Raw genomic sequence first — 23,495 nt, forward strand, 5'->3', positions numbered from 1 at the left:
TGAGCCGCCTGTTGTGGCGCGCGAAGGGAGCGTCGGGGGAATGCGGACCGGGATCGCAGGCGCGGCAGCGGCGACGTTTGCGGCAAACCGCGCCCAGGGTGCTGTCAGGTTCGGCGTGCATCTGAAAGACGGCGCCACCCGCCGCGGCGACCTGCATGAGTCCGGCTCGCTGCGCGTCCGCTTCCCATCGCCGGAGGACGACGGTCTCTCGGCCATGTTCGTCAACACCGCCGGCGGCATTGCCGGCGGGGACCGCTTCGAGATCGCGGTCGCGGCCGGCGAGGGCGCGCGTTTGACGCTGACCACCGCGGCGGCTGAGAAAGTCTACCGTGCACCGGCAGCGGCGGCACGGCTCGACATCGCGCTGACCGTTGCCGCAGGCGCGCATCTCGCCTGGCTGCCGCAGGAAACCATCCTGTTCGACCGTGCCCGCATTCACCGCGGCTTCGACATCGACCTTGCCGAGGGTGCCTCGCTCCTGCTCTGCGAGATCGTGGTGTTCGGCCGCGCCGCGATGGGCGAGACCATGCGCCACGGCGAGTTCGTCGACCGCTGGCGGATGCGCCGTGGCGGCAAGCTGGTGTTCGCCGAGACCGTCAGGCTCGACGGCGAGATCGGCGAGAAGCTCGCGCGACCCGCGATCGCGGGCGGCGGCTGCGCGATCGGCACGGCGCTGATCGTGCCGGGTGACGAAGCCTTGGTCGAGCGCATCCGCGAGGCGTCGGAAAGCTTCGGCGGCGAGGTCGGCATCTCCGCCTGGAATGGCTTTGCAATGGCCCGCTTCTGTGCCCAAGATGCGGCCCGGCTGCGGGCCGACATGATGACGGTGCTCGGCCGCGCCTCCACTGTCCCGCTGCCGCGGCTTTGGCTCAACTAATCCTTTCAACGCTTTCAGAGTGCTCGCATGAATTTGTCTCCCCGCGAAAAGGACAAGCTCCTGGTATCGATGGCGGCCATGGTGGCGCGGCGCCGGCTCGAGCGCGGCGTCAAGCTGAACCATCCCGAAGCCGTCGCGTTGATCACCGACTTCATCGTCGAGGGCGCGCGCGACGGCCGCACCGTCGCCGAGCTGATGCAGGCCGGCGCCAAGGTCCTGACCCGCGCGCAGGTGATGGATGGCATCCCGGAGATGATCCACGACATCCAGGTCGAGGCGACATTCCCCGACGGCACCAAGCTCGTCACCGTGCACGAGCCGATCCGATAGCCACGAGCGTCATTCCGGGGCGGCCGAAGGCAGAACCCGGAATCCAGAGATTGTTGATCGAGATTCCGGATTCACGCTTCGCGTGCCCCGGAATGACAGGAGAGACGAATGATCCCCGGCGAACTCTTCATCAAGGACGGCGAGATCGAGCTCAATGCCGGCCGCAAGACCGTGACGCTCTCGGTCGCCAACACCGGCGATCGTCCGATCCAGGTCGGCTCGCATTACCACTTCTTCGAGACCAACCCGGCGCTGAAATTCGACCGCAAGAAAGCCCGCGGCATGCGCCTCGACATCGCCGCCGGCACCGCCGTCCGCTTCGAACCCGGCCAGACCCGCGACGTCCAGCTCGTCGCACTCGCCGGCAAGCGCGTGATCTACGGCTTTCGCGCCGAGGTGAAGGGGAAGCTGTAGCGCCATGCTTCCCGCTGTCCGCATGGTCTCCGAAGCTGCCGAGCTTGCCGCGCACCGTCATAACGGGATGGCGCGCAAGGGGCGGGGGAGTGAGCCTTACATCAACCATCTCGCCGAGGTCGCGAATCTGCTCGCCCAGGTCACTAACGGCACCGATGCCGAACTGGTGGCTGCCGGCTGGCTGCACGACACCATCGAGGACACCGAGACCACGCGCGAGGAGCTCGCGCAGAAGTTCAGCGCGCGCGTTGCCGATCTCGTTGTCGAGTGCACCGATGACATGAGCCTGCCAAAGCCTGCCCGCCGGCAAAAGCAGATCGAGGATGCTCCGCACAAATCTCCCGGTGCAAAGCTGATCAAGATCGCCGACAAGATCAGCAATATCGGCGCGCGGATCGTGCCGCATCCGAGCAAGGACGAGCGCGACGATCTCGCCGACTATGCGGCCTGGGCCGACAAGGTCGTTGCCGGTTGCCGGGGCATCAATCCGCGGCTTGACCGCATTTTCGACGACGCGATTGCGCGCGCCAAGGCCGCGCTGGCTGAAACTGGGGGCTGACATGTCCGTGAAGATCAAGCGTTCCGTCTATGCCGACATGTTCGGTCCGACCACCGGTGACAGGGTTCGGCTTGCCGACACCGATCTGATCATCGAGGTCGAGAAGGATCTCACCACCTATGGCGAGGAGGTGAAGTTCGGCGGCGGCAAGGTGATCCGCGACGGCATGGGGCAGTCGCAGGTGACCAACGCGCAGGGCGCGGCGGATACCGTGATCACCAATGCGCTGATCGTCGATCACTGGGGCATAGTGAAGGCCGACGTCGCGATCAAGGAGGGCATGATCGCGGCGATCGGCAAGGCCGGCAATCCCGACATCCAGCCCAATGTCACCATCGTCATCGGTCCCGGCACCGACGTGATCGCCGGCGAAGGCAAGATCCTCACCGCCGGCGGTTTCGACAGCCACATCCATTTCATCTGCCCACAGCAGATCGAGCACGCGCTGATGTCTGGCGTCACCTCGATGTTAGGGGGCGGCACCGGCCCCTCGCACGGCACCTTCGCCACCACCTGCACGCCGGGTCCGTGGCACATGGGGCGGATGATCCAGTCGTTCGACGCCTTCCCGGTCAATCTCGGCATTTCGGGCAAGGGCAACGCCTCGCGTCCGGCGGCGCTGGTCGAGATGATCAAGGGCGGCGCCTGCGCGCTCAAGCTGCACGAGGACTGGGGCACGACGCCGTCCGCGATCGACACTTGCCTCTCGGTGGCGGACGACTACGACGTCCAGGTGATGCTGCATTCGGACACGCTGAACGAATCCGGCTTCGTCGAGGATACGGTGAAGGCGTTCAAGGGCCGCACCATCCATGCCTTCCACACCGAAGGTGCCGGCGGCGGCCACGCACCGGATATCATCAAGATTGCCGGGCTGAAGAACGTGCTGCCGTCCTCGACCAATCCGACCCGGCCGTTCACCCGCAATACCATCGACGAGCATCTCGACATGCTGATGGTGTGCCATCACCTCGATCCGTCGATCGCCGAAGACCTCGCCTTCGCCGAGAGCCGGATCCGCAAGGAGACCATCGCCGCCGAGGATATCCTGCACGACCTCGGCGCGCTCTCGATGATGTCGTCGGACTCGCAGGCGATGGGCCGGTTGGGTGAGGTCATCATCCGCACCTGGCAAACCGCGGACAAGATGAAGAAGCAGCGCGGGTCGCTGCCGCAGGACAAGGGCAACGACAACGACAATTTCCGCGTCAAGCGCTACATCGCCAAATACACCATCAACCCCGCGATTGCGCACGGCGTGTCGAAGCTGATCGGCTCCGTCGAGAAGGGCAAGATGGCCGACCTCGTGCTGTGGTCGCCGGCGTTCTTCGGCGTCAAGCCGGATTGCATCATCAAGGGCGGCTCGATCGTAGCGGCGCCGATGGGCGATCCCAACGCCTCGATCCCGACGCCGCAGCCGGTGCATTACCAGCCGATGTTCGCCGCCTTCGGCAAGTCGCTGACCGCATCCTCGGTGGTGTTCACCTCGAAGGCCGCGGCGAGCGGCGGTCTCGCCCGCAAGCTCGGCACAGCCAAGAAGCTCTATGCGGTGCAGAACACCCGCGGCAAGATCTCCAAGAAGAGCATGATCCACAACGACGCGACGCCCGAGATCGAGGTCGATCCCGAGACCTATGAGGTACGCGCAGACGGCGAACTGCTGACCTGCGCGCCGGCCGAGGTGCTGCCCATGGCACAGCGCTATTTTATGTTCTAAAACCCATCCCGGTAACCAGAGCGTCTTCGAGTGAACTGGATTTCCGGTTCGCGGAAAGAAAACGCGTCAAAACAAGACTCAAGCCAAAACAGAAAACCGGGAGGAATTTCCGTGATTTACGTCGTTGCCACGCTGACCATCAAGCCCGAGACCCGCGCCGAATTCATCGCCGCGGCGACGGCCTGCATCAAGGAAACCCGCAAGGAGCCCGGCAACATCGCTTACGATCTGCATGAGAGCGTCACCGACCACAGCAAGATGGTGTTCGTCGAGCAGTGGGAGAACGCGGAGGCGCTGGTGCCGCATCGCACCGCCGAGCACATGAAGACGTTCGGCCGGGTCGCGGTGAAATGCATGGCCGCGCCGCCGAAGATCGAGGTGATCACGCCCGAGAAGGTCGACGTCCGCTAACGAAAAAAGAAGGGAGATAATCCATGATCTATGTCATCGCCACCACGCCGATGAAGCCGGAGAACAAGGACGACTTCATCAAGGGGCACAAGGCCTGCACGGTCGAGACCCGCAAGGAGAAGGGTTGCATCTCCTATGACGGCAATGTCAGCGTCAACGATCCCAACCTCTATGTGGTGGTCGAGCGCTGGGAGAGCCGCGAGGATCTCAACGGCCATGCCAGGGCGCCGCACATGAAGGTATGGCGCGAATATTCCGCTAACATGAAGACCGGGCCGACGGTGATCGAGATCATCAGCGACGCCAAGGTCGAGAAGCTCTGAGGCATCGATGATCCGCGCCACCAAGGTCCTGGGACAGCACCGCTGGAAGGAAGCGCCAGCCGATACCGTCGTGCTAGATTTCGACGACCGGCACCGGCGGCGGATGGTGATGTCAGGGACGCGCGGGCTCGAATTTTTGCTTGATCTCGAAAACGCCGTCGCGCTGCGCGGCGGCGATGCGCTGGTGCTGGAGGACGGCCGCCTCGTCGAGGTGGTCGCAGCTCCCGAGCCGCTGGCGGAAATCCGGGGCAGCGATCCGCATCATCTGATCCGGGTCGCCTGGCATCTCGGCAACCGTCATCTGCCGACCCAGATCATGCCGAAGGGCCTGCGCATCCGCAGGGATCACGTGATCGAGGCGATGGTGAAGGGGTTGGGGGCCCGTGTCATCGAGATCGAGGCGCCGTTCGATCCCGAGGGCGGCGCCTATGCGGAGCATGCGCATGCCGACGAGCACGCGCATGGTCACACCGGGCACGATCATGCCCACAGCCATGCGCATGATCACGGTCACCACCATGACCATGATCATGGGCCTGACCATGACCACCACCATCATCATGACGAGCATTGCGAGCATGCTCATCATCACCACGATCACTCCCATGCTCATGACCACAAATGAGCCTGATCCCGCCGCGCTGCGCGGTGGGATGGCGGAGGACGAGGCGGCCGCGCTGTACCGGCTGATGACATGGCTGTCGCCGTCCTTTCCGGTGGGGGCATTCGCCTATTCCAGCGGCATCGAATGGGCGGTCGAGGCCGGCGACATCACGGATGCCGCGTCGCTGCGCGGCTGGCTCGCCGCGATGCTTTCCGACGGCAGCGGATTTTGCGACGCCGTGTTTCTCGCGCAGAGTTTTCGCGCGGCGTTGCAGCCCAATCATGCCGGGCTGAAGCAGGTCGCCGAGCTTGCCGCGGTCTTCGTGCCGTCGCGCGAGCGGCAGCTCGAGACCACGACGCAGGGGCGCGCCTTCATCGAGATCGCCCGTGCCGCGTGGAATTCGCCCGGCCTCGACGCGATGATTGCGGCTTGCAACGGCCCTGTCGTCTACCCCGTCGCGGTCGGCATCGTCAGCGCTGCACACGGCATTCGGCTTGCGCCGGCGCTGCACGCCTTCCTGCATGCAGTGACCTCGAACTGGATTTCCGCGAGCAGCCGGCTGATCCCGCTCGGGCAGACCGACAGTCAGCGCGTGTTGGCCGGTCTCGAGCTGGTCGTTGCTGCGACCGCGGCGCGGGCCAATGCGGCCTCGCTCGACGATCTCGGCGGCGCGACCTTTCGCGCCGATCTCGCAAGCCTGCGTCACGAGACGCAATACACGAGGCTGTTCCGGTCATGATGCATCCTCCGCTGTCGTCCCTGCGAAAGCAGGGACCCATAACCACAGGGGGTGGTTGTTGCGGATGGTGTCGGCCACTGGACCCGGTTGAAGGATCACGCGGTATGGGTCCCGGCTTTCGCCGGGACGACAATAGAGGGACTTGTTGATATGCCCACTTCCCACGGCCCACTTCGTGTCGGCGTCGGCGGCCCGGTCGGCTCCGGCAAGACCGCGCTGATGGACCTGCTCTGCAAGTCGATGCGCGAGCGCTACGACATCGCCGCGATCACCAACGACATCTACACCAAATGGGATGCCGAGTTTCTGGTGCGCTCCGGTTCGCTGACGCCGGACCGCATCGCCGGTGTCGAGACCGGCGGCTGTCCGCATACTGCGATCCGCGAGGACGCTTCGATGAATCTCGCCGCGGTCGCCGACATGCGGGCAAAATTCCCCGACCTCGATCTGGTGCTGATCGAATCCGGCGGCGACAATCTGGCGGCGACCTTCTCGCCGGAATTGGCCGATCTGACGATCTACGTCATCGACGTTGCCGCCGGCGACAAGATCCCCTCCAAGGGCGGCCCCGGCATCACGCGATCCGACCTCCTGGTGATCAACAAGATCGATCTCGCACCCCATGTCGGTGCGTCACTCGAGAAGATGGACACCGACGCCAGGCGGATGCGCGGCGAGCGGCCCTTCGTGATGACCAACCTGAAGAAGAGCGACGGCCTCGATCGCATCATCAGCTTCATCGAGACCAAGGGCGGCCTTCGGTCGCAGGGCAAGGTCAAGGCGGGTTAGGCCAGCTAGACGTTAATCATTGTGGCAGGGTCGGCCAGTCCCGTCATCCCCGCGCAAAGGCTTCGCCTTTGTCGCTGGAGGTGCGAGCGGAGCGAGCCTCGAAGGATGTACGGCCACGGGTGGGGCCGTTCACCCTTCGAGACGCGCGTGCCGCGCTCCTCAGGGTGACGGTGAACGAGCGAGTGCGCGCACCCGCCGCAAAAAAGCTGCGCAATCGCCGGAACAATTTCCAACTTTGCCGATTAGCAACTTTTGGCGCCGCCAAAGACCGCCGGGTGGCGTCGTCGTTAATGCTGCCGACCGGCTCCTGTTGCGGACCGATGATCGCTATTCCATATTCCTTTGCGGCGGGCTTTCATCGCATCCTGATTTGTCGCCGCCCTTGCAGAAGCCAGATGACTTCCGTCCCCTTTCGCCACCCCCTGATTGCCGAGTAAGCGTGTGGTTCGACTGGGCTTCATCGTTGCCTTGATTGCGCTGATCGGAGTTCTGCTCTCCGGTCTTGCCGCCTATCGGGTGCACGATCAGGAGCTCGCGATCGACGGCATCGCGCTGGCGCGGGCGATCGATGTCCACGCCAGCCTGGTGCAGGACCGCCTGACCGAGCGCGAGCTGCTGGCGCGGGTCGCCTCCGGGCTGTTCCGGGCGCCGTCGATGGTGAAGGCCAACATGCTGCAGCCGCTGCGCTCGGCGATCTACGCCTTCAAGACCGATTTCGTCGTCGCCGCCTGGATCGCGCGGCTCAAGCCGGACGAGCTCGCCGCGGCGGAGGCCGAGCTGAAGGCCAACGGCTTCACCAATCCGACGATCCGGGATTTCGACGACCAGGCGCTCGACCTCAAGGCGCTCGACAAGCCGATCAACGTGCTGATGGACGTCGAGCCGCGCAATCCGGAGACCTTGAGCATTCCGGGCCGCGCCTTCGACCGCCACTCGGTGGTGGGCCCGATGCTGGCACGGGCGATGGCCAACGCCAAGCCGGTAGCCTCCGATCCGGTGCCGCTGTTGCGGCAGAACGGCCCGGTCGGGGTCGTGCTCGCCGCGCCGGTGTTCCAGGAGGGCGCGTCCGAGCCGGCCGGCTTCATCACCTTCTCCTATGAGCTGTCGTCGCTGATGCTGACCAACGATGACAGCTCGCTGTTCGCGGTGGCGTTGAAGGATCCGCGCGACTCCAACGACGAGTTCACCGCCAACGAGCAGGGCATCGTCACCTCGCGCGCGGTGCGCCAGGACGGCCCGCTGCCGTCGATGGTGCGCACGGTGACGTTCGGCGGCCGTGACTGGTCGCTCGACTATTACGCCAAGAGCAACGCCACGGTGCGTGCGCAGCAGACCGCGACCATCGTCGCGGCGATCGGCCTCGCGCTGACCGGCATCGTCTGCGGCCTGTTCGGCTATGTCGCCTATAACAATTTGCGCCTCAGCCGCGAGATCGAGGTCCGCATCGGATTCGAGCGCCGGTTGACCGCCGTGATCGACGAGCTCAACCATCGCGTCAAGAACATCCTCGCGGTGATCCAGTCGATCGTGACCCGCACGCTGCGGCACGGCGCCGATATCGATGTCGCGCGCGAACTCTTGATCGGGCGCATCCATGCGATGTCGAACGTCGTCACGCTGCTCAGCGAGAGCCAGTGGCAGGGCGTCAAGCTGAAGGGCCTGTTCGAATCGCGCGCGATCCCGCATGCCGACCGGATCGCGGTGAACGGTCCCGACATCACGGTCAGCGCCCGCGCCGCCCAATCGCTGTCGCTGCTGTTCTTCGAGCTCGCCTCGCATTCCGACGAAGGGCTGTCACTGGTCGGCAAGCACCCGCACATCGTCGCCAATTGGGAGGTCGTCGGCGAGGATGCGGACTTGGTCTTTCATTTCCGCTGGGAAGAGTTCAACACCAGCCAGGCGACGCGGCGAGCCGACAGTGATTTCGGCCTGATCCTGCTCGACCGCGTCGCGCCCGAGGCGCTCGGCGGCACCGCGAAGCGCTACTTCACCGACGTCTCCTATGTCTATGAACTGACCGCGCCGATGGACACCGTCGTCGACATGACCGAGCGCGACCGCACCGAGCAGTTCTCCGCGCCGCTGCGCCCGGTGAAGAAGTAGCGGCTGCCTCAGGTTGTGTGATCGGATCGACGCGCGGATTGATCGAAATCACGCGCGCAAGCATGCGCCAGCGTCATCGTGACCAATGCCCACTATCAGTAATAGACCGCAACCGATTGTTAAAACTTCGTTGAACATGCTTGGGCATATACCGAGCAGGATACCGTCTGAGGACCCCGATGAGGCTTTGGGTCAGCCTGACCTTGCTCGCGGCAGTTTTGCCGGTAGGGCTGTCGCTTGCCTTGACTCCGGCAGCGCCGCCCGGCGACCCTGCGACAATCCGTGCCAGCTATCGGAGGCCGGACGTCGTTCCGTTCCCGAGCCGCAATCCCTATTCGGAGGCGAAATCCGCGCTTGGGCAACTGCTGTTCTTCGATCCGCTGCTGTCGAGGTCAAAGACACACTCCTGCGCGAGTTGCCACAGGCCATCCCTTTCATGGGCCGATGGCCTTCCGCGCGCCATCGGTGAGGATCCCAAGGGCCTGCCGATCCGCTCGCCGACATTGATCGATGTGGCCTTCTTCGAGCCGCTGGGATGGGACGGTAAGTTCAGGGATCTGGAATCCGTTGCGTTCGGGCCGATCCTCAGTCCGGCGAACCTGAACATGACCGAGCCGGAATTGATTGCGCGACTTTCGGCGATCCCCGGCTATGTCGATGCCTTCGCCCACGCATTCGGAGACGGCGCGATCACGCGGCCGAGGATCGAGGCGTCATTGGCGACCTTCGAGCGCTCCATCGTCGCAGGCGAGGCTCCGTTCGACCGTTGGATCAAGGGCGACGACACCGCCATCAGCAAATCAGCCCAGCACGGCTTTGAGCTTTTCAACGGCAAGGCACGTTGCTCGGCTTGCCACAGCGGCCCGTCGTTTTCCGACGGATCCTTCCAGGATATCGGCACCGCCAAGGGCCATGACATCGGGCGCGGCCGTTTCTTTCCGACCTCGGCGAAGCTGAAATATGCGTTCAAGACGCCGACATTGCGCGACGTCGCGCGCCGCGCGCCCTATATGCACGACGGATCGGTGGCAACGCTGGAAGATGTCATCGAGCTTTACAACAAGGGTGGGATCGATCGGCCCAGCCGATCGCCCGACATCAAGCCGCTGTCCCTGACGGCAGAGGAGAAGAACGACCTCATCGCCTTCCTGCAAACCCTGACCGCAACGGCCCCGCCGGTGGCAGGCGTCCCCAAACTGCCGCGCTGACCTCGGCTCAACGCGGTTCAGAACGAGGTTCGTTCAGGACAGGTGCGGCAGCGCCGCGCCCAGGAGGCCGAGCCCCACGATCACGAATGCGCCCGCGCAGGTCTCGAGGGTCGCTGCGCGCGCGGCGGACGATCTTGTCAAACAGGCGAGGGCCGACCCCACCCCGATACTTACGACGCTCAACGCTCCGAACACTGTACCGGCCTCCCGATCCGATTTGTCCGGATTTCACTACGACAGTTGAATTGAGCTCCCGTGCCGGAATTAGCTAAAATTTGAGGCAACCGGCTGTAAAGACTGCACTAAGGGACAGGCCGGGGGCTCGCCCGCCACGATTAACCACAATGCAACCACGGGATGTCCCGGCAGGCGCAAAGCTTAAAATTTGATATAAGTTAAACAAGTCCTTAAGTGTGTGGGCGGTTGGTTCAATGTTTAGTGGATGGGCGCGAGATACCGTCTCGGCGGTGCGCTCCTTTTTCGCCACGTGCCTTGCAGCGGTTCTGTTTTGTGTCGTCGCCGCGCGCAGTGCCGAGGCACATGTCAAATGGTTTTGTGCCTACGATGTCGCCGGTCAGCCCCGCGGACTCGAGAATGTCCTTTGCCTGGATTTCGAGCTGCTGCTCGGCGTCGCCATCTTCTGGCTGTTTGCGGGTTGCCTGATCGAGCCCACCTCGCTGGGTGACGCCACGATCCGGGTCATGGACCGTGTCACCGAGGGACTGCGGCTGCGCACCGAATTGATGATGCGCGCAGTGTGCGGGTTCTTCTTCATCTCGATCTGGGCCGTGGGCGGCATCCTGCTGACGCCCGAGTTGAAGACGACATCGCCGTACGTCGGCGCGCTGCAGCTTGCGATCGCTGCCGGGATGCTGTCACGCCGCACGCTGCCGCTGTCGGCGGCGGGGATGGTGGTCCTGTTCGGGATCGGTGTGCGCGACTACGGTGTCTTTCACCTCGCCGATTACCCGATCTTTCTCGGTGTTGCCGCCTATTTTGCACTGGTTGGGTTGAACAAGGATTTGTTCGGAGTTCGGCCGATCGATGTGATGCGCTACGCCGCCGCGGTGACGTTGATGTGGGCCTCGGTTGAAAAATGGGCCTATCCGGAGTGGAGCTTCCCGCTGCTGATCGAGCATTCCGCGATGACGCTGGGCTTCGACAACGAGTTCTACATGCGCGCCGCCGGCATGGTGGAATTCACGCTTGCCTTTGCCTTGATCTGGACGCCGCTGATCCGGCGTTGCGCCGCCACCGTGCTGACGGGGATGTTCATCAGCGCGTGCTTCGAATTCGGCAAGATCGACACGATTGGACACTCGGCGATCATCGCTGTCCTGCTTGCGATTGTCGCCGACAACAAGGTGTTGTCGCGCGACCGCCGTGCGCCGTGGCTCGCCCCGGTCGCGCTCTGTGCCGCGCTGTCGGTGACCTTGTTCGTCTATTATTTCGGCCACGCCGCGATCTTCAAGACGTCGGTCCTGTAGATCGCCGCCGCCTGGGGCGGCTATTTGGCGACGTGGACCGCGAGCTTCATCTTCGGGTGAATGCCGCACAGCACGGTGTAGTCGCCGGGCACCGAGAAGGTGACGTCGAACTTGCTGCCCGGCTGCTGGTCACCCGAGTCGAAGCTGAACGTATCAGTGCTCAAATAAGCGTGATGCAGCAGTTCGCCGTCATCGTTAACGAACCGTAAAACCTCACCCCGCTTGATCGAGATCTGCGCGGGTTTGAATTCACGATCCTTCTGCGAAATGACATAAGGGGCTGCGCCCAAAGCTGCTCCAATAAGCGCTCCAGTGACGATCGCCGCCGCAAACGGCACGCGGCCGAACTGGCCCAGGCGCAAGGCGCGCAACAAGCCTGACTGCATGAGACCCCCGCTGAACCTCGAACACCAAATATCGGCTATCCCGGGCTGCAAATGTGGCTCCCGGATCACCTGTAAGGGTGATTATCGCCAGCTGATCTTAACGATTTCAGCATGAGTTCCAGTCACTACTAAAGCAATTTTGAGCAGACAGTTATTTTCCGCAGTGCTGCGCGTTTCTGCGTAGCTTGAGTATCGAGCACTACGGCGAAACGCGGGCATGGACAGCCTATTTGGCAACCTCAAGGTAAAGAGCGGTGCGGCCTTTCGGTTCGCAACCGTCCGCCTTTCGCGTCTTGCCCTGACCAAGGGTTCGATCCGCAGCCAGATTCTGATTTTTTGCCTTGCTATGAGCGCCGTTGCGGTCGCCCTCGGCGGGTACTCCATCCTCGGCATCCGCCATGCCGGCGATCTGGTGGCCAAGACGTTCGACGAATCCCTGATGTCGATCAACTATGCACGCGCGGCCGGTGCGGATTTCGCCGCGATGCGGGTCGCCTCGTCGCAACGCCTGCTGACCACGGATCCGGAGATTCGCGCCAATCTCGATGGCCAGATTGAAAAGCTCGCGAAGACGCTCTCGGAAGACCTGGCGATTGCTGCCGATCGGTCGCAATCCTCGCGCGCTGCGCAAGCCGCCGCTAAGGTTCAGGAAGCCGCCGACGCCTGGATGGCGCTGCACCGGCGCGCGATCGGACCGTCCACGGAGGGCAGCGCGGCGGCCGATCCGCGCGCACCGGGTGCGACGGTCGGCGATGTCGATCGCTACTCCAAGATTGTCAGTCAGCAGGTCGAGCTGCTGGTCAATTATACGGCCGGCGATGGCTTCCTGTTCAGGCAAAAGGCGCTCTCGACGATCAAGCGGGACCTGCAGCTCAACGTGGCCGGGCTGACCGTCGCGCTGTTTCTGTCGGCGCTGTTTTCGTGGCTGCTGGCGCGCCGCATTATCGGGCCGGTCGCGATCGCATCGCGGGCCGCGCGAAGCATCGCCGGCGGCGACCTCGACGCGACCATCCCCAAGGGCGGGACCGACGAGCTTGGCACGCTTCTGACCGCAATGGAAACGATGCGCGACAACATCCGGCGGATGGTCAATCAAGAAGTATCGCAACGCCGCTCGGCGCAGGCACGGCTTTCCGATGCGCTCGAAACGTCGCGTGAGGGCGTCGTGCTGCTCGACGCGGATGGCCAGGTCGCGCTGGCCAACTCGCGCGCGAGTGAATTCATCCGTCTCTCGCCGCAGCTCCTGCAGTCGAATCCGCTCGATGCCGCCAGGCTGGCGCCTGCCGACGGTGACATCGATGGCTTTGCGAGCGAGGCGCAGCTTGCGGATGGACGCTGGCTGCGCGTCAGCCGCAGCGAGACGCAGGAGGGCGGCGTCGTCCTCGTCTACAGCGACATCTCCGCGCTGAAGCAGCAGAAGGCCGAGCTGCATGAAACCAATCTGCGGCTCGACGCGGCGCTCACGCACATGTCGCAAGGATTGTGCCTCTACAACAGCGAGGCGCGGCTGCAAGTCGCCAACCGCCGGTTCTGCGAGATCTTCGATATATCGCCGGAGCTTGTCGTTCCCGGAATGACCATGGAGGAGGTGCTCGACCTGAGCATCGCCGCGGGCAATCACGGCGAGCGGACCGTCACCGACCTGCTGGCGGAGCGCGAGCGCTCGATGGCCCTGCACGACGGCAATTATCTGCAGCATCTCAGCGATGGACGGATCATTGCGATCGCGCAACGGCCGACATCCGATGGCGGCTGGCTCGTCACCTGCGAGGACGTCACCGAACAGCAACGGGCGGAATCGCAGATCGCGTTCATGGCCCGGCACGATGCCCTGACCAAGCTGCCGAACCGGACGTTGCTGGCCGAGCGGATCGAGCTGGCGGTTGCGCAGGTCGGCCGCGGGCTCGGCTTCGCGGTGTTCTGCCTCGATCTCGATAATTTCAAGCAGGTCAACGACACGCTCGGGCATCCGGTCGGCGACGAACTGCTGTGCGCGGTCGCGGACCGGCTCAACGCCTGCGTCCGCGAGGTCGACACCGTCGCGCGTTTGGGCGGCGACGAGTTCGCGGTCATCCAGTGTGGCGTCCAGGGCGGCGACGAGGCCGAACGCCTCGCGCGCCGCATCGTGGAATGCGTGGGTGCGCCGTACGAGCTGAACGGGCATCGCGTCGTCGTCGGATGCAGCGTCGGCATCTCGATGTCGCCGGGCGACGGCACCACCGGCGAGAAGCTGCTGAAGAACGCCGACGTCGCCTTGTACCGCGCCAAGATGGAAGGCCGCGGCACCTGGCGCTTCTTCGAGCCTGCGATGGACGCCAGCCTGCAGCGGCGTCGGGCCATCGAGCTCGACCTTCGCGAGGCGATGGTCAAGGACGAGTTCTCGTTGTTCTACCAGCCGCTCTACGATCTCCATCTCGACCGCATCTGCGGCTTCGAGGCGCTGCTGCGCTGGCATCACCCCAAGCGCGGGCTGGTGCCGCCGGACCAGTTCATCCCGATCGCGGAAGAGATCGGCCTGATCGGCCCGCTGGGAGAATGGGTGCTCAATCGCGCCTGCGAACAGGCGACGACCTGGCCCAGCGAGATGAAGCTCGCGGTCAACGTATCCGCGGTCCAGTTTCGCGATGCCGACTTCACCGATGTCGTCGTCGGCGCGCTCGCGACGTCAAAATTGTCGCCGCGCCGGCTGGAGCTCGAAATCACCGAGTCCGTGTTCCTCGCGAACAGCAACGAGACGCTTGCAACGCTGCACAAGCTGAAGGCGCAGGGAGTGCGCATCGCGCTGGATGATTTCGGTACCGGCTATTCCTCGCTGAGCTATCTGCGCAGCTTCCCGTTCGACAAGCTCAAGATCGACAAGTCCTTCGTGCGCGATGCGACCGCGACGCATGGATCGAAGTCGATCGTCCGCGCCGTCATCAGCCTCGGCAGAAGCCTCGGCATGACCACGATCGCGGAGGGCATCGAGACCGTCGAGCAGCTGGATCATATGCGGGCCGAAGGCTGCAACGAGGCGCAGGGCTTCCTGTTCAGTCACCCGGTCCCGGTGACCGAAATCGCAGCCAAGATCCTCGAATTGAGAAACGGCTTCAAGCCGGCGTCCGTCAAGGCGATGGCCAGCTGACGGCGCGCTCAGCGTCACCGGGCCTTGCAGGCCAATATAAAAAGGCGGCCCTCGGGCCGCCTTTTCTCATCTATCGCCGTGGTCGCGCTTAGCCGCCATTGCCGCCGATCACGGCACGCACGGTGTTGTCGGGGCCGAAATCCTCGGCGCTGTCGACATAGAGCAGCGCGGAGAGCTTCGATCGCGCGCGGTTGACGCGGCTCTTGATGGTGCCGACCGCGCAGCCGCAGATTGCCGCGGCATCCTCGTAGGAGAAGCCGGACGCGCCGACCAAAATCAGCGCCTCGCGCTGGTCCTGCGGCAGCTTTTCAAGCGCGGCGCGGAATTCCTCGAATTCCAGATGCGCCGCCTGCGAAGGCTGGCTCTTCAGCGTCTTGGCATAATTGCCCTCGGCATCCTCGACCTCGCGCCGCCGCTTCCGGTAGTCGGAGCGAAACAGGTTGCGCAGGATGGTGAACAGCCACGCGGGGAGGTTCGAGCCGGGCTGGAACGAGTCGATGTTGGCGATCGCGCGCAGCAGGGTCTCCTGCACCAGATCGTCGGCGCGGTCACCATTACCGGACAGCGAGATCGCGAACGCGCGCAGGCTCGGGACCGACGCAAGGATATCGTCGCGAAGTTCATTCGTGAGAGGCATTAGTCCCCTCCATTGTTCTTGTCGGTATCGCCCCCGGCGACGGCCGCCGCCGCAGCCTCCGGCCCGTCGAGTTTGCGGATCAGCTCCGCAAAGCGGTCGGGTACGCCCTGTCGCACCACGTCATCGTACATGGCGCGAAGCTGGTGGCCGATTCTCGATTGAATCTCGGCGTTGAGACCGCCCTGCTTCTTTACTTCCTTCATGATGTGATCCACGCTTCCCCGGGAGTTAAGTCTCTGATTTCCAAGTCGTTTCCTCGAAAAAAGAGGCTGGCCGCGTTGCCTCGTCGGTCTGGAGCTAATGCAAAGTTGCGCAGAAAGTTCCGGAATGCTGGAACTATTTCGTGGAACTTTTTCGGCTTTCGCGCGTAGTCGGCGATGCAGGGGAACCGGGGTCGTCCCAGAACTGGATTCTGCCGCCCCCAGACAACGGGTTTCAGGCCGCCAGGCCTCACGAACAAGGATGGAGTGGGAATGTCCCGATCGCAGATCGTTGCCGAACACCTTCCGCTGTTGCGCCGTTACGCTCGCGCACTGACCGGAAATCAGGCGTCGGGGGACGCCTATGTCGGGGCCATGCTCGAGGCCCTGTTGCAGGATGGATCGTTGCTGGATCAGACCCACGGGCCGCGCGCCGGCCTGTTTCGGCTGTTCACCCAGATCTGGAATTCGGTGTCGGTGAACAACAACGACAATGCCGACGTGGCGACGCTGTCGCTGCCGCCGGAGCGGCGGCTGTCGAACATCACGCCGCTGCCTCGCCAGGCCTTCCTGCTGCTGTCGCTCGAGGGCTTCTCGGAGGAGGAGGTCGGCTACATTCTCGGCACCGATATCGCCGAGACGCGCAAGCTCACCGATGCCGCCGGCCGCGAGATGGCCGCCGAGATCGCCACCGACGTCCTGATCATTGAGGACGAGACCTTCATCGCCATGGACCTCGAGAGCCTGGTGAAGAATCTCGGCCACAACGTCATCGGCGTTGCGCGCACGCATTCCGACGCGGTGGCGCTCGCCAAGAACAAGAAGCCCGGCCTGATCCTCGCCGATATCCAGCTCGCCGACGGCTCGTCGGGCCTCGATGCCGTGAACGAGTTGCTGCGGACCTTCGAGGTGCCGGTGGTGTTCATCACCGCCTATCCCGAGCGCTTCCTGACCGGCGAGCGGCCGGAGCCGGCATTCCTGATCTCAAAGCCGTTCCAGCCGGCGATGGTGTCGGCGGTGGCGAGCCAGGCGCTGTTCTTCCAGCGCAACTCGCGCAACCGCACGCCGCGCGCGGCATCGGCATGATCTGAGTTTACGCAAGGAAGCAAAATCCAGACCGGCGTGCCGAAAGGTACGCTGGTTTTTTTTTAAGCCTTCGATCGCGACGTTACTGCGGCGTCACGCGGACCGGCATCGTGCTGAGCGCCCGCAGGCCCGAGCTGTCGCGGAAGGCCGTGGGGCCCGCAATCTCGATCTGCCTGACGCGGCTGGCGAGCGCGGTGATTACGGCTTCCGCTTCCAGCCGCGCCACCATCTGCCCGACACAGCCGTGGATGCCGATGCCGAAGCCCATGTGTCCGGAGAGCCGCCGTCTGACGTCGAATTGGTCGGCATGCTCCCAGCGCGTCTCGTCGCGGTTGGCGGAGGCGAGCAGCAGCAGCACCTTCTCGTGCTTGCCGATCCTGACGCCGGCGATCTCGGTGTCATTCGGCGTGGTGCGGAACACGAACGGCGCCGGTGAATCGAAGCGCAGCGTCTCGTCGAATGCCGCGCGCGACAACGACGGATCGGCTGCAAGCAGCGACCATTGCTCGGGATGGCGCGCAAGCGTGTACAGCGCCATGCCGATCGCGCTGATCGTGGTGTCGAGCCCGGCCGAGAGCAGCGAACGCACCAGCAATGGTGCTTCCTCCGCGCTGATCTCGCCGGCGTCGGCCGCCTCATAGACCTGCGCGCCAAAGCTGCCCGGGCGCAGCGCCTCGCGCTGGCAGCGCGCCGCGACCCAGGGCAGCACGCGGGGCGCCTGCTGCATCAGATCGCGAAAATAATCGTTTTCGGGCCCGAAGCCGGCGAACACCATCGCGCCATAGGTCAGGAAGTTCTCGCGGCCCTCCTGGTCGATGCCGAGCGCGTCGGGAAACACGCTGACCGGAAACACCTCCGCGATGTCCTTGATGGCGTCAAACGATCTGCGCTCGACCAGCCCGTCGATCAGCCGCGTCGCCGTTGACTTGAAATCATCTGCAAGCCGCCGCATCGCGCCGGGTGAGAGGATCCGCGCCAGCACCGCGCGGGTTCGCGTGTGCAGCGGCGGATCGGCTTCCAGCACGATGCTTGGCGGTCGCCACGGCTTTTCCGTGAAGTGGTTCGCAAGTCCCGCGCCGCCGGCGTTGCTGAAATTGACATGGTCTCCGAAGATCGTCTTGACCTCGGCAAAACGCGGCACCGCCCAGATGTCATATTTGGTCAGGCGGACGACCGGCGCCGCGGCACGCAGCTCCGCATAGGTGCCGTAGGGATCGGCCCGCGTCGCCGCGCTGAACGGATCGAAATCGCTGCGGGCCATTTCGCCTGCAAGGGAGCTCGCTTGGCTGCTCATCGGGTCCTCCCGTCTTGTCATTAGTTAATTGACCATAGTCAATTAACTCGCATAGTGCAAGGGCGGGGTTGCCATTGGGGCGGGTGCGCGGCATGGAGGCGCGAGGCAGATGGGGATGTCGATCGTGGAGCGAGCCAAAGGCGCACGGCGCTTTCAGCGCAGGGCGCGCCAGGAGGCCGACAAGGAGGCGCTGAAGGCGCTGATCCTTAAGACCGCGCGCAAGGAGTTCGCCGCCGGCACGCTGGAGACCGTATCGATCCAGAAGATCGCCGACGCGATCGGCTACTCCAAGGGCACCGTCCTCAAATATTACCCGACCAAGCTGTTGCTGCTGCTCGCGGTGAAGCAGCAGAATCTCGAGGCGGTCGCCGAACGCCTCGAGCGGGTCCGCGCGGAGACGGCCGACAGCGATCTGCGGCTGCGGCGCGTGATGGAAACCTATCTCGATTACTGGGCCGACAATCCCGATCACTTCCGCTCACTGTTCTCGATGTCCGGTACGATCGAGGACCGCCGTTTTCCCGACGGCGTCTATTTCGGCGAGACCGAGATTGCGCGCCGCAGCTACGAAATGTTCGTGATCTCGGTGCGGGAATTTCTGGCGGCACATGGCGCCGAGCCGGCGCCTGGCCTGCCGCAGCGGCTCGCAACCGCGCTGCTGGCGGCGACCCACGGCGTGGTCGCGCTCGCGCTCGGCACGCCGACCATGAAACTGCCCGACATGCGCGGCACCGGCCGCCTGCTCATCGCAAGCCTGATCGATGCCTGGACGGCCAGGCTTGCCGCCGCTCGGAAAAACGACGGCTGGCCGCGGATCACGATCGGCACCTTCGCCTGACGGAGCGGTGTCCGCACGTGCCGCGCGTCCCTGCATAGGCCACGTCCCCCTCATACGCGAAGCGATGTGGAATCCCGGGCGTTCGCCTGCTAAGCGCCGCCCATGGATACGACGCAGCGCGATAGAACGGCGGGCTTTCTCTGCCTGGTGGTGACGGCCTTCGGCTGGGCCCTGAACTGGCCGCTGATGAAGCTGTTGCTGCAGCAATGGCCGCCGCTGTTCGCCCGCGGGCTTGCCGGCACCTGCGCGGCGGTGATCCTGGGCACGCTGGCGCTGGCCCGCGGACAATCGCTCGCCGTGCCGCGCGAGGCGATCCCGCGGCTGCTGTTTGCCTCCTTCACCAACGTCTTCGCCTGGATGGGCTTTGGCACCATCGCGATGAAATTCGTCACGGTCGGAGAGGGCGCGCTGCTCGCCTACACCATGCCGATCTGGGCGATGCTGTTCGCCTGGCCGGTGCTGCACAGCCGCCCGACGCTGCGGGATTTTGGGGCGCTGGTGCTCGGCGTCGCCGGCGTTGCGCTCCTGCTCGGCAGCAATGGCTTTGCGTTCAGCGCCGACAAGCTCACCGGTATCGCGCTGGCGCTCGCCTGCGCCATCCTGTTCGCGCTCGGCAACGTGCTGAATCGCAAGCCGCTGCCGATGCCGCCGCTCGCGGTGGTCGCCTGGCAGGTCGGCATCGGCTGCCTCGTGATGCTCCTGCTCGGCATCCTTTTCGAGCATCCGAACTATGCCGCGATCACGCCGCTCGGACTCGGCTGCTTTGCCTATATGACGCTGATGCCGATGGGGATCTGCTATCTCACCTGGTTCGAGACGCTGCGCCGCCTGCCGCCGACATCGGCGTCAACGGGCATGCTGCTGGTGCCTGTCATCGGCGTGGTGTCGGCCGCGATCATTCTTGGTGAGCCGCTGGGCCTGCGCGAGATCGGCGCCATGGCACTGACGCTCGGCGGCGTGACGCTGGCGCTGCAGCGGGCCTGACGCAAAGGAGGGAACGGACATCGGCGCATCGCGTTCTCCCGAAAAGGGAGCTTGGCCATGCGCAAGGCGATCGCGCGGCTTGATGCGGAGCAGAGGGCGCAACTGCTTTATCTCGCAGATCTCGGCACGGCGATGTTCACGTCGGCCCTCGTGGTGTGCAGCCTGAAGGCGATTGTCGACCTGTTCGCGAGTTGAAACTGCCAACCCTTGCGCCAACGCGCCCTCAATCCTCTTGCGGCGCGTCCCCTTGGGTGTGCCCCTCAGGGCCTCGGTTGAACACCCCATAATCGCTCGATTTCACTCCTGCCCCCCCATCGACGCCAATGCCGGCCAGACCGAGCTTGAGCAGCTCGCGGACCGCCGCGGCGCGGGTCGGCATGCGGTGCTTGAAGCGGAAATCGTCGAGGGCTGCCAACTCCTCCGGCGATAGCATGACCTGAAGACGCTCAGCGCGAAGCTCATTCATCGCAAAACACCCAGACTTAGCTTGTTGAGTAATTTGCTAAACCGCCAAACTCGCGTGTGGTTCCATCGGTTGAGACAAAAACGCTGATTGAGTAAATTTATCAAATGAAATCAATAGCTTAGATAAAAAATAAAGGAACGGTCCGGCCACCCATCTCGTTATGCTGCTGGAGAGATGCCATGACCAACCACGTCAAGCTTCCCCGCAAGCTATCCGAGGAGCCGGAAGCCCCGAAACCGCGGCGTCCGAGCCACGCGAAAGTCATCGAGCAACTGGACCGCTGGGCCAACAGCCCCGGTCTTCAACCGCCAAAGGTCGATAATGCAGAGGACGATTCAAAAGCGGAAGCGATCTGAACCCCACACATTCGAGCAGCGCCTCGAGGAACACCGCGTGCGACTTGAAAGCCGGCTCGCGCAACTGCCGCGCGGTGCCGAACGCGAGCAGATCGTCGCGCGCATCGAGCAACTGCGGACAGCCGTCGAATTGAACGCGATGCTGTCGCCGGCCGGCTGAGCCGAGAAGCGAAACGGCGGAACGGCCCACTTGCTCCCGCCGCTCCACCCGCCTACCATTCCCATGTTGATGGGGATGGAGTCCCCCGATAACCGCCGCAAGGCTGATGACTCCTACCGGGCGCGACAGCGTCGGTAGGAGCATGCGCCACCGCCGACCCGCCGTGTCCCGCGAATGAGAAGGGACAGCGCATGACGGGTCTTCCTGGTTCACTCTCAATCGCATTGTCGCTGGTCGGGTCGATCTGGCTCGTCGGTGTCGTCGCCCTGCTGGTCGGCGCGCCGGGCGAGCTGGTCGCGGCGACCTTCGTGCTTGGGTTGGTGGCGGGCTTCGTCGAATGGCGAGCCGGAAAGGTGGAGCATTGAACGTTCAGTTGTTGGCGGCGGTCGCGATCGGCGGTTCGCTGGGATCGGTCGCGCGCTATCTGGTGGCGATCGGCGCGGGGCGCCTTGTCGGTACGGAATTTCCCTGGGGCACGCTGGTGATCAACATCGTGGGTTCATTCCTGATCGGCGCCTTCGCGGAGGCGTTCGCGCTGAGCTGGAATGCCAGCCAGGCGATGCGGGTGTTTCTCACCGTCGGCATTTGCGGCGGCTTCACCACCTTCTCGACCTTCTCGCTCGATGCGATCGTGCTGATGCAGCGCGGCGAGCTATGGTCGGCCGGCGCCTACATGGCAGCCTCCGTTGCGCTTTCGATTCTCGCGCTGTTCGGCGGCCTGCTGCTGGTGCGGGCGTTCACGACTTGATGGTCAGCTAAGCGGTCGCTTTTCCGTCATCCTGAGGAGCGCGGAACGCGCGTCTCGAAGGATGCACGGCCAGGCTAGTGGCCGTACATCCTTCGAGGCTCGCCCAGCGGCGCAATTGCGCCGCAAGGCTCGCACCTCAGGATGACGGGGCGAAATTGACGAATGGATATACCAGTCTCGCTAGGCGCTAATCAGTCGCGCGGCGGCCGGTGCGTGGATTGAGCGGTGCGGTCGGCGGCCGTCTCAGCGCCTCGGGCAGGAACGGCTCGCCGCGCTTCGGCGTGGCGTCGGCGCGCACATCGGCGGCCCATTGCGCACGTTCGTGCGGCGTCTGGTTGTCGTTGAAGCTTCGCTTCACATCGACGCCGTCGACGGGATCGTTGACGCCGTTCCGGCTGGCGGGATGGTCGACGCCGCTGTGGATGTCACTGGAGTTGCCCATCGCGGCCTCCGTGCTCGGCGGATCCGGATCAGGATTTGATCCTGGATCCAGGACTTCTGCACCAACGTGGCCGGCGCAAGCGCCGTTCCAAACATGAAAGTGAAGGGCGGGAGGTACCGTCCGCCGCCCGGAATCCTTGGCGCGTCCGGGACCAGCCGGTAGGATGGAACCCGGATGGCAGCCAGGAACCAAGGGAAAGACCGGGGAATGAAGCATATCGACGTCGCGGTGATTGCTGCCACGCTGTGGCTGCTGGCGTCGATGGTGCTGGACATCCTGACGCCGAAGTCGCTCACCGCGCTGATGATCGCCGCCGCGCTTGCGCCGCCGTTCCTGATCGGGATCGGCATCCATTTCGCACGTGAATATTTCAAGGCGAGGCGGCGCAGCTACCCGCCGCCGCAGTTGGACGAACACTTCAAGAACTGAGCGGGGCAGGGCTGCGGAAGGGCTGCGCGTGCTGCATTGAACTGCGCAGATGGCTTGCTAAGCTTGCGCCATGACCGAGCATCTCCCCGATACGATCAGCCGCCTCTACACCGACCCTGGCGAATATGTCGACAGCGACCATCCCGCCATCGAGGCGTTCGCCCGCGCCGCCGTTCCGTCTGACGCCAGCGCGCGCGACAAGGCGCGCCGGCTCTACACCGCGGTGCGCGACGGCATCCGCTACAACCCCTATGTCAGCATGCGCTCGCCCGAGAGCTACCGGGCCTCCAGCGTGCTCGCCGCCGGCAACGGCTACTGCGTCGGCAAGGCGGCGCTCTATGCCGCGGCCTGCCGGGTCCACGGCATCCCGGCGCGTATCGGCTTTGCCGATGTGCGCAACCATCTCACCACCGAGAAGCTGCGCCAGAGCATGGGTTCGGACCTGTTCACCTGGCACGGCTTCACCGAAGTGTTCGTCGATGGCGCTTGGCGCAAGGCGACCCCGACCTTCAACGACACGCTGTGCGCCAAGCTCGGCGTCAAGCCGCTCGATTTCGACGGCCACGCCGACGCGCTGCTGCATCCCTTCGACGGCGAAGGGCGCGCCTACATGCAGTATGTCAACGACCACGGCAGCTATCACGACGTCCCCGCCAAATTCCTGATGCGCGAGATGGCGCGCGAATACGCCAACATGCAGGGCGAGGATCTCGCCGGCCGCGACATGGAGCGCGAAGCGGCCGAGCAGTAGCGGACGTGCGAGCTTATCGCGCCGGCTGAGGGG

The 23,495-nt window shown here is 64.3% G+C and carries 30 protein-coding genes and 1 riboswitch; of the genes, 24 read left to right on the plus strand and 6 right to left on the minus strand.

Going from position 1 to position 23,495, the window contains the following annotated elements; all coding sequences use genetic code 11:
• Positions 1-40: 40 nt before the first annotated feature.
• From ACVW1B_RS39425 to ACVW1B_RS39485, 13 genes are all read left to right on the plus strand, one after another.
• Positions 41-877: an urease accessory protein UreD gene (locus ACVW1B_RS39425; protein WP_168858006.1), complete on the plus strand. Its 837-nt coding sequence runs from the start codon at positions 41-43 to the stop codon at positions 875-877.
• Positions 878-904: 27 nt separating this feature from the next.
• Positions 905-1,207 carry an urease subunit gamma gene (locus ACVW1B_RS39430; RefSeq protein ID WP_028334687.1) on the plus strand — a complete coding sequence of 101 codons (303 nt, stop codon included), beginning with the start codon at positions 905-907 and terminating at the stop codon, positions 1,205-1,207.
• Positions 1,208-1,315: 108 nt separating this feature from the next.
• Complete coding sequence (locus ACVW1B_RS39435; RefSeq protein WP_028334688.1) at positions 1,316-1,621, plus strand: urease subunit beta; 306 nt, start codon at positions 1,316-1,318, stop codon at positions 1,619-1,621.
• Positions 1,622-1,625: 4 nt separating this feature from the next.
• Positions 1,626-2,180 carry an HD domain-containing protein gene (locus ACVW1B_RS39440; RefSeq protein ID WP_456777854.1) on the plus strand — a complete coding sequence of 185 codons (555 nt, stop codon included), beginning with the start codon at positions 1,626-1,628 and terminating at the stop codon, positions 2,178-2,180.
• Position 2,181: 1 nt separating this feature from the next.
• The gene (gene ureC, locus ACVW1B_RS39445) at positions 2,182-3,897 is read left to right on the plus strand and encodes an urease subunit alpha (protein WP_253604700.1); all 1,716 of its coding nucleotides are present in this window, start codon (positions 2,182-2,184) and stop codon (positions 3,895-3,897) included.
• A gap of 111 nt (positions 3,898-4,008) precedes the next feature.
• Positions 4,009-4,308: a putative quinol monooxygenase gene (locus ACVW1B_RS39450; RefSeq protein ID WP_024581875.1), complete on the plus strand. Its 300-nt coding sequence runs from the start codon at positions 4,009-4,011 to the stop codon at positions 4,306-4,308.
• Positions 4,309-4,331: 23 nt separating this feature from the next.
• On the plus strand, positions 4,332-4,631 hold the full coding sequence (locus ACVW1B_RS39455; RefSeq protein WP_028342270.1) for a putative quinol monooxygenase: 300 nt from the start codon (positions 4,332-4,334) through the stop codon (positions 4,629-4,631).
• A 7-nt stretch (positions 4,632-4,638) separates the two neighbouring features.
• Positions 4,639-5,256, plus strand: a complete 618-nt coding sequence (locus ACVW1B_RS39460; RefSeq protein ID WP_456777853.1) for an urease accessory protein UreE — start codon at positions 4,639-4,641, stop codon at positions 5,254-5,256.
• Positions 5,237-5,974 carry an urease accessory protein UreF gene (locus ACVW1B_RS39465; protein ID WP_456823089.1) on the plus strand — a complete coding sequence of 246 codons (738 nt, stop codon included), beginning with the start codon at positions 5,237-5,239 and terminating at the stop codon, positions 5,972-5,974. Before ACVW1B_RS39460 ends, ACVW1B_RS39465 begins: the two co-directional genes overlap by 20 nt.
• A 150-nt stretch (positions 5,975-6,124) precedes the next feature.
• A complete protein-coding gene (ureG, locus tag ACVW1B_RS39470; RefSeq protein WP_028334695.1) occupies positions 6,125-6,763 on the plus strand; it encodes an urease accessory protein UreG in 639 nt (212 codons plus the stop codon).
• 441 nt (positions 6,764-7,204) lie between these two features.
• Positions 7,205-8,866 carry a CHASE domain-containing protein gene (locus tag ACVW1B_RS39475; protein WP_225161328.1) on the plus strand — a complete coding sequence of 554 codons (1,662 nt, stop codon included), beginning with the start codon at positions 7,205-7,207 and terminating at the stop codon, positions 8,864-8,866.
• Positions 8,867-9,045: 179 nt separating this feature from the next.
• On the plus strand, positions 9,046-10,074 hold the full coding sequence (locus ACVW1B_RS39480; protein WP_456777852.1) for a cytochrome-c peroxidase: 1,029 nt from the start codon (positions 9,046-9,048) through the stop codon (positions 10,072-10,074).
• 503 nt (positions 10,075-10,577) lie between these two features.
• A complete protein-coding gene (locus ACVW1B_RS39485) occupies positions 10,578-11,561 on the plus strand; it encodes a hypothetical protein (protein ID WP_456781778.1) in 984 nt (327 codons plus the stop codon).
• 20 nt (positions 11,562-11,581) lie between these two features.
• On the opposite strand, the gene ACVW1B_RS39490 is transcribed toward ACVW1B_RS39485, so the two are convergent.
• Positions 11,582-11,947 (minus strand): methylamine utilization protein, encoded by a 366-nt coding sequence (locus ACVW1B_RS39490; protein WP_028334698.1) that lies wholly within the window; start codon positions 11,945-11,947, stop codon positions 11,582-11,584.
• Between the two features lie 217 nt (positions 11,948-12,164).
• Between ACVW1B_RS39490 and ACVW1B_RS39495 the strand changes: the two genes are divergently transcribed.
• Positions 12,165-15,071 (plus strand): EAL domain-containing protein, encoded by a 2,907-nt coding sequence (locus ACVW1B_RS39495; protein ID WP_456777851.1) that lies wholly within the window; start codon positions 12,165-12,167, stop codon positions 15,069-15,071.
• 88 nt (positions 15,072-15,159) lie between these two features.
• Here ACVW1B_RS39495 and ACVW1B_RS39500 read toward each other — a convergent pair whose 3' ends face one another.
• Both ACVW1B_RS39500 and ACVW1B_RS39505 read right to left on the minus strand, forming a co-directional pair.
• Positions 15,160-15,708 carry a sigma-70 family RNA polymerase sigma factor gene (locus tag ACVW1B_RS39500; protein WP_016847265.1) on the minus strand — a complete coding sequence of 183 codons (549 nt, stop codon included), beginning with the start codon at positions 15,706-15,708 and terminating at the stop codon, positions 15,160-15,162.
• Positions 15,708-15,911: a NepR family anti-sigma factor gene (locus ACVW1B_RS39505; protein ID WP_018269610.1), complete on the minus strand. Its 204-nt coding sequence runs from the start codon at positions 15,909-15,911 to the stop codon at positions 15,708-15,710. Before ACVW1B_RS39505 ends, ACVW1B_RS39500 begins: the two co-directional genes overlap by 1 nt.
• Positions 15,912-16,181: 270 nt before the next feature.
• On the opposite strand from ACVW1B_RS39505, the gene ACVW1B_RS39510 reads away from it, so the two are divergent.
• The gene (locus ACVW1B_RS39510; protein WP_016847263.1) at positions 16,182-16,994 is read left to right on the plus strand and encodes a response regulator; all 813 of its coding nucleotides are present in this window, start codon (positions 16,182-16,184) and stop codon (positions 16,992-16,994) included.
• Positions 16,995-17,076: 82 nt separating this feature from the next.
• On the opposite strand, the gene ACVW1B_RS39515 is transcribed toward ACVW1B_RS39510, so the two are convergent.
• Entirely contained in the window at positions 17,077-18,288 is a 1,212-nt protein-coding gene (locus ACVW1B_RS39515; RefSeq protein WP_456777850.1) for a cytochrome P450, read from the minus strand.
• Between the two features lie 115 nt (positions 18,289-18,403).
• Between ACVW1B_RS39515 and ACVW1B_RS39520 the strand changes: the two genes are divergently transcribed.
• From ACVW1B_RS39520 to ACVW1B_RS39530, 3 genes are all read left to right on the plus strand, one after another.
• Positions 18,404-19,126, plus strand: coding sequence for a TetR/AcrR family transcriptional regulator (locus tag ACVW1B_RS39520; protein ID WP_253609809.1), 723 nt, complete (start codon positions 18,404-18,406; stop codon positions 19,124-19,126).
• A gap of 102 nt (positions 19,127-19,228) precedes the next feature.
• A complete protein-coding gene (locus ACVW1B_RS39525; RefSeq protein ID WP_456822887.1) occupies positions 19,229-20,110 on the plus strand; it encodes a DMT family transporter in 882 nt (293 codons plus the stop codon).
• 57 nt (positions 20,111-20,167) lie between these two features.
• Positions 20,168-20,305, plus strand: a complete 138-nt coding sequence (locus ACVW1B_RS39530) for a hypothetical protein (RefSeq protein WP_310882004.1) — start codon at positions 20,168-20,170, stop codon at positions 20,303-20,305.
• 28 nt (positions 20,306-20,333) lie between these two features.
• Here ACVW1B_RS39530 and ACVW1B_RS39535 read toward each other — a convergent pair whose 3' ends face one another.
• Complete coding sequence (locus ACVW1B_RS39535; protein ID WP_310882003.1) at positions 20,334-20,576, minus strand: hypothetical protein; 243 nt, start codon at positions 20,574-20,576, stop codon at positions 20,334-20,336.
• Between the two features lie 179 nt (positions 20,577-20,755).
• On the opposite strand from ACVW1B_RS39535, the gene ACVW1B_RS39540 reads away from it, so the two are divergent.
• The 4 genes from ACVW1B_RS39540 to crcB all read left to right on the plus strand — a co-directional run bounded on the left by ACVW1B_RS39540 (position 20,756) and on the right by crcB (position 21,840).
• A complete protein-coding gene (locus ACVW1B_RS39540; RefSeq protein WP_194295308.1) occupies positions 20,756-20,932 on the plus strand; it encodes a hypothetical protein in 177 nt (58 codons plus the stop codon).
• 37 nt (positions 20,933-20,969) lie between these two features.
• Positions 20,970-21,092: a hypothetical protein gene (locus ACVW1B_RS39545; RefSeq protein WP_456777848.1), complete on the plus strand. Its 123-nt coding sequence runs from the start codon at positions 20,970-20,972 to the stop codon at positions 21,090-21,092.
• Between the two features lie 62 nt (positions 21,093-21,154).
• Positions 21,155-21,215, plus strand: a riboswitch (Fluoride riboswitch).
• A 68-nt stretch (positions 21,216-21,283) separates the two neighbouring features.
• Entirely contained in the window at positions 21,284-21,457 is a 174-nt protein-coding gene (locus ACVW1B_RS39550; RefSeq protein ID WP_225161321.1) for a hypothetical protein, read from the plus strand.
• The gene (crcB, locus tag ACVW1B_RS39555; protein WP_310882002.1) at positions 21,454-21,840 is read left to right on the plus strand and encodes a fluoride efflux transporter CrcB; all 387 of its coding nucleotides are present in this window, start codon (positions 21,454-21,456) and stop codon (positions 21,838-21,840) included. The genes ACVW1B_RS39550 and crcB overlap by 4 nt, the downstream gene beginning before the upstream one ends.
• A 187-nt stretch (positions 21,841-22,027) precedes the next feature.
• Here crcB and ACVW1B_RS39560 read toward each other — a convergent pair whose 3' ends face one another.
• A complete protein-coding gene (locus tag ACVW1B_RS39560) occupies positions 22,028-22,282 on the minus strand; it encodes a hypothetical protein (protein ID WP_310883143.1) in 255 nt (84 codons plus the stop codon).
• 207 nt (positions 22,283-22,489) lie between these two features.
• Between ACVW1B_RS39560 and ACVW1B_RS39565 the strand changes: the two genes are divergently transcribed.
• Complete coding sequence (locus ACVW1B_RS39565; RefSeq protein WP_057016139.1) at positions 22,490-22,711, plus strand: hypothetical protein; 222 nt, start codon at positions 22,490-22,492, stop codon at positions 22,709-22,711.
• 70 nt (positions 22,712-22,781) lie between these two features.
• Entirely contained in the window at positions 22,782-23,462 is a 681-nt protein-coding gene (locus ACVW1B_RS39570) for a transglutaminase-like domain-containing protein (protein ID WP_456777847.1), read from the plus strand.
• The last annotated feature ends 33 nt before the right edge of the window (positions 23,463-23,495 follow it).

Source organism: Bradyrhizobium sp. USDA 4502, assembly GCF_054063355.1.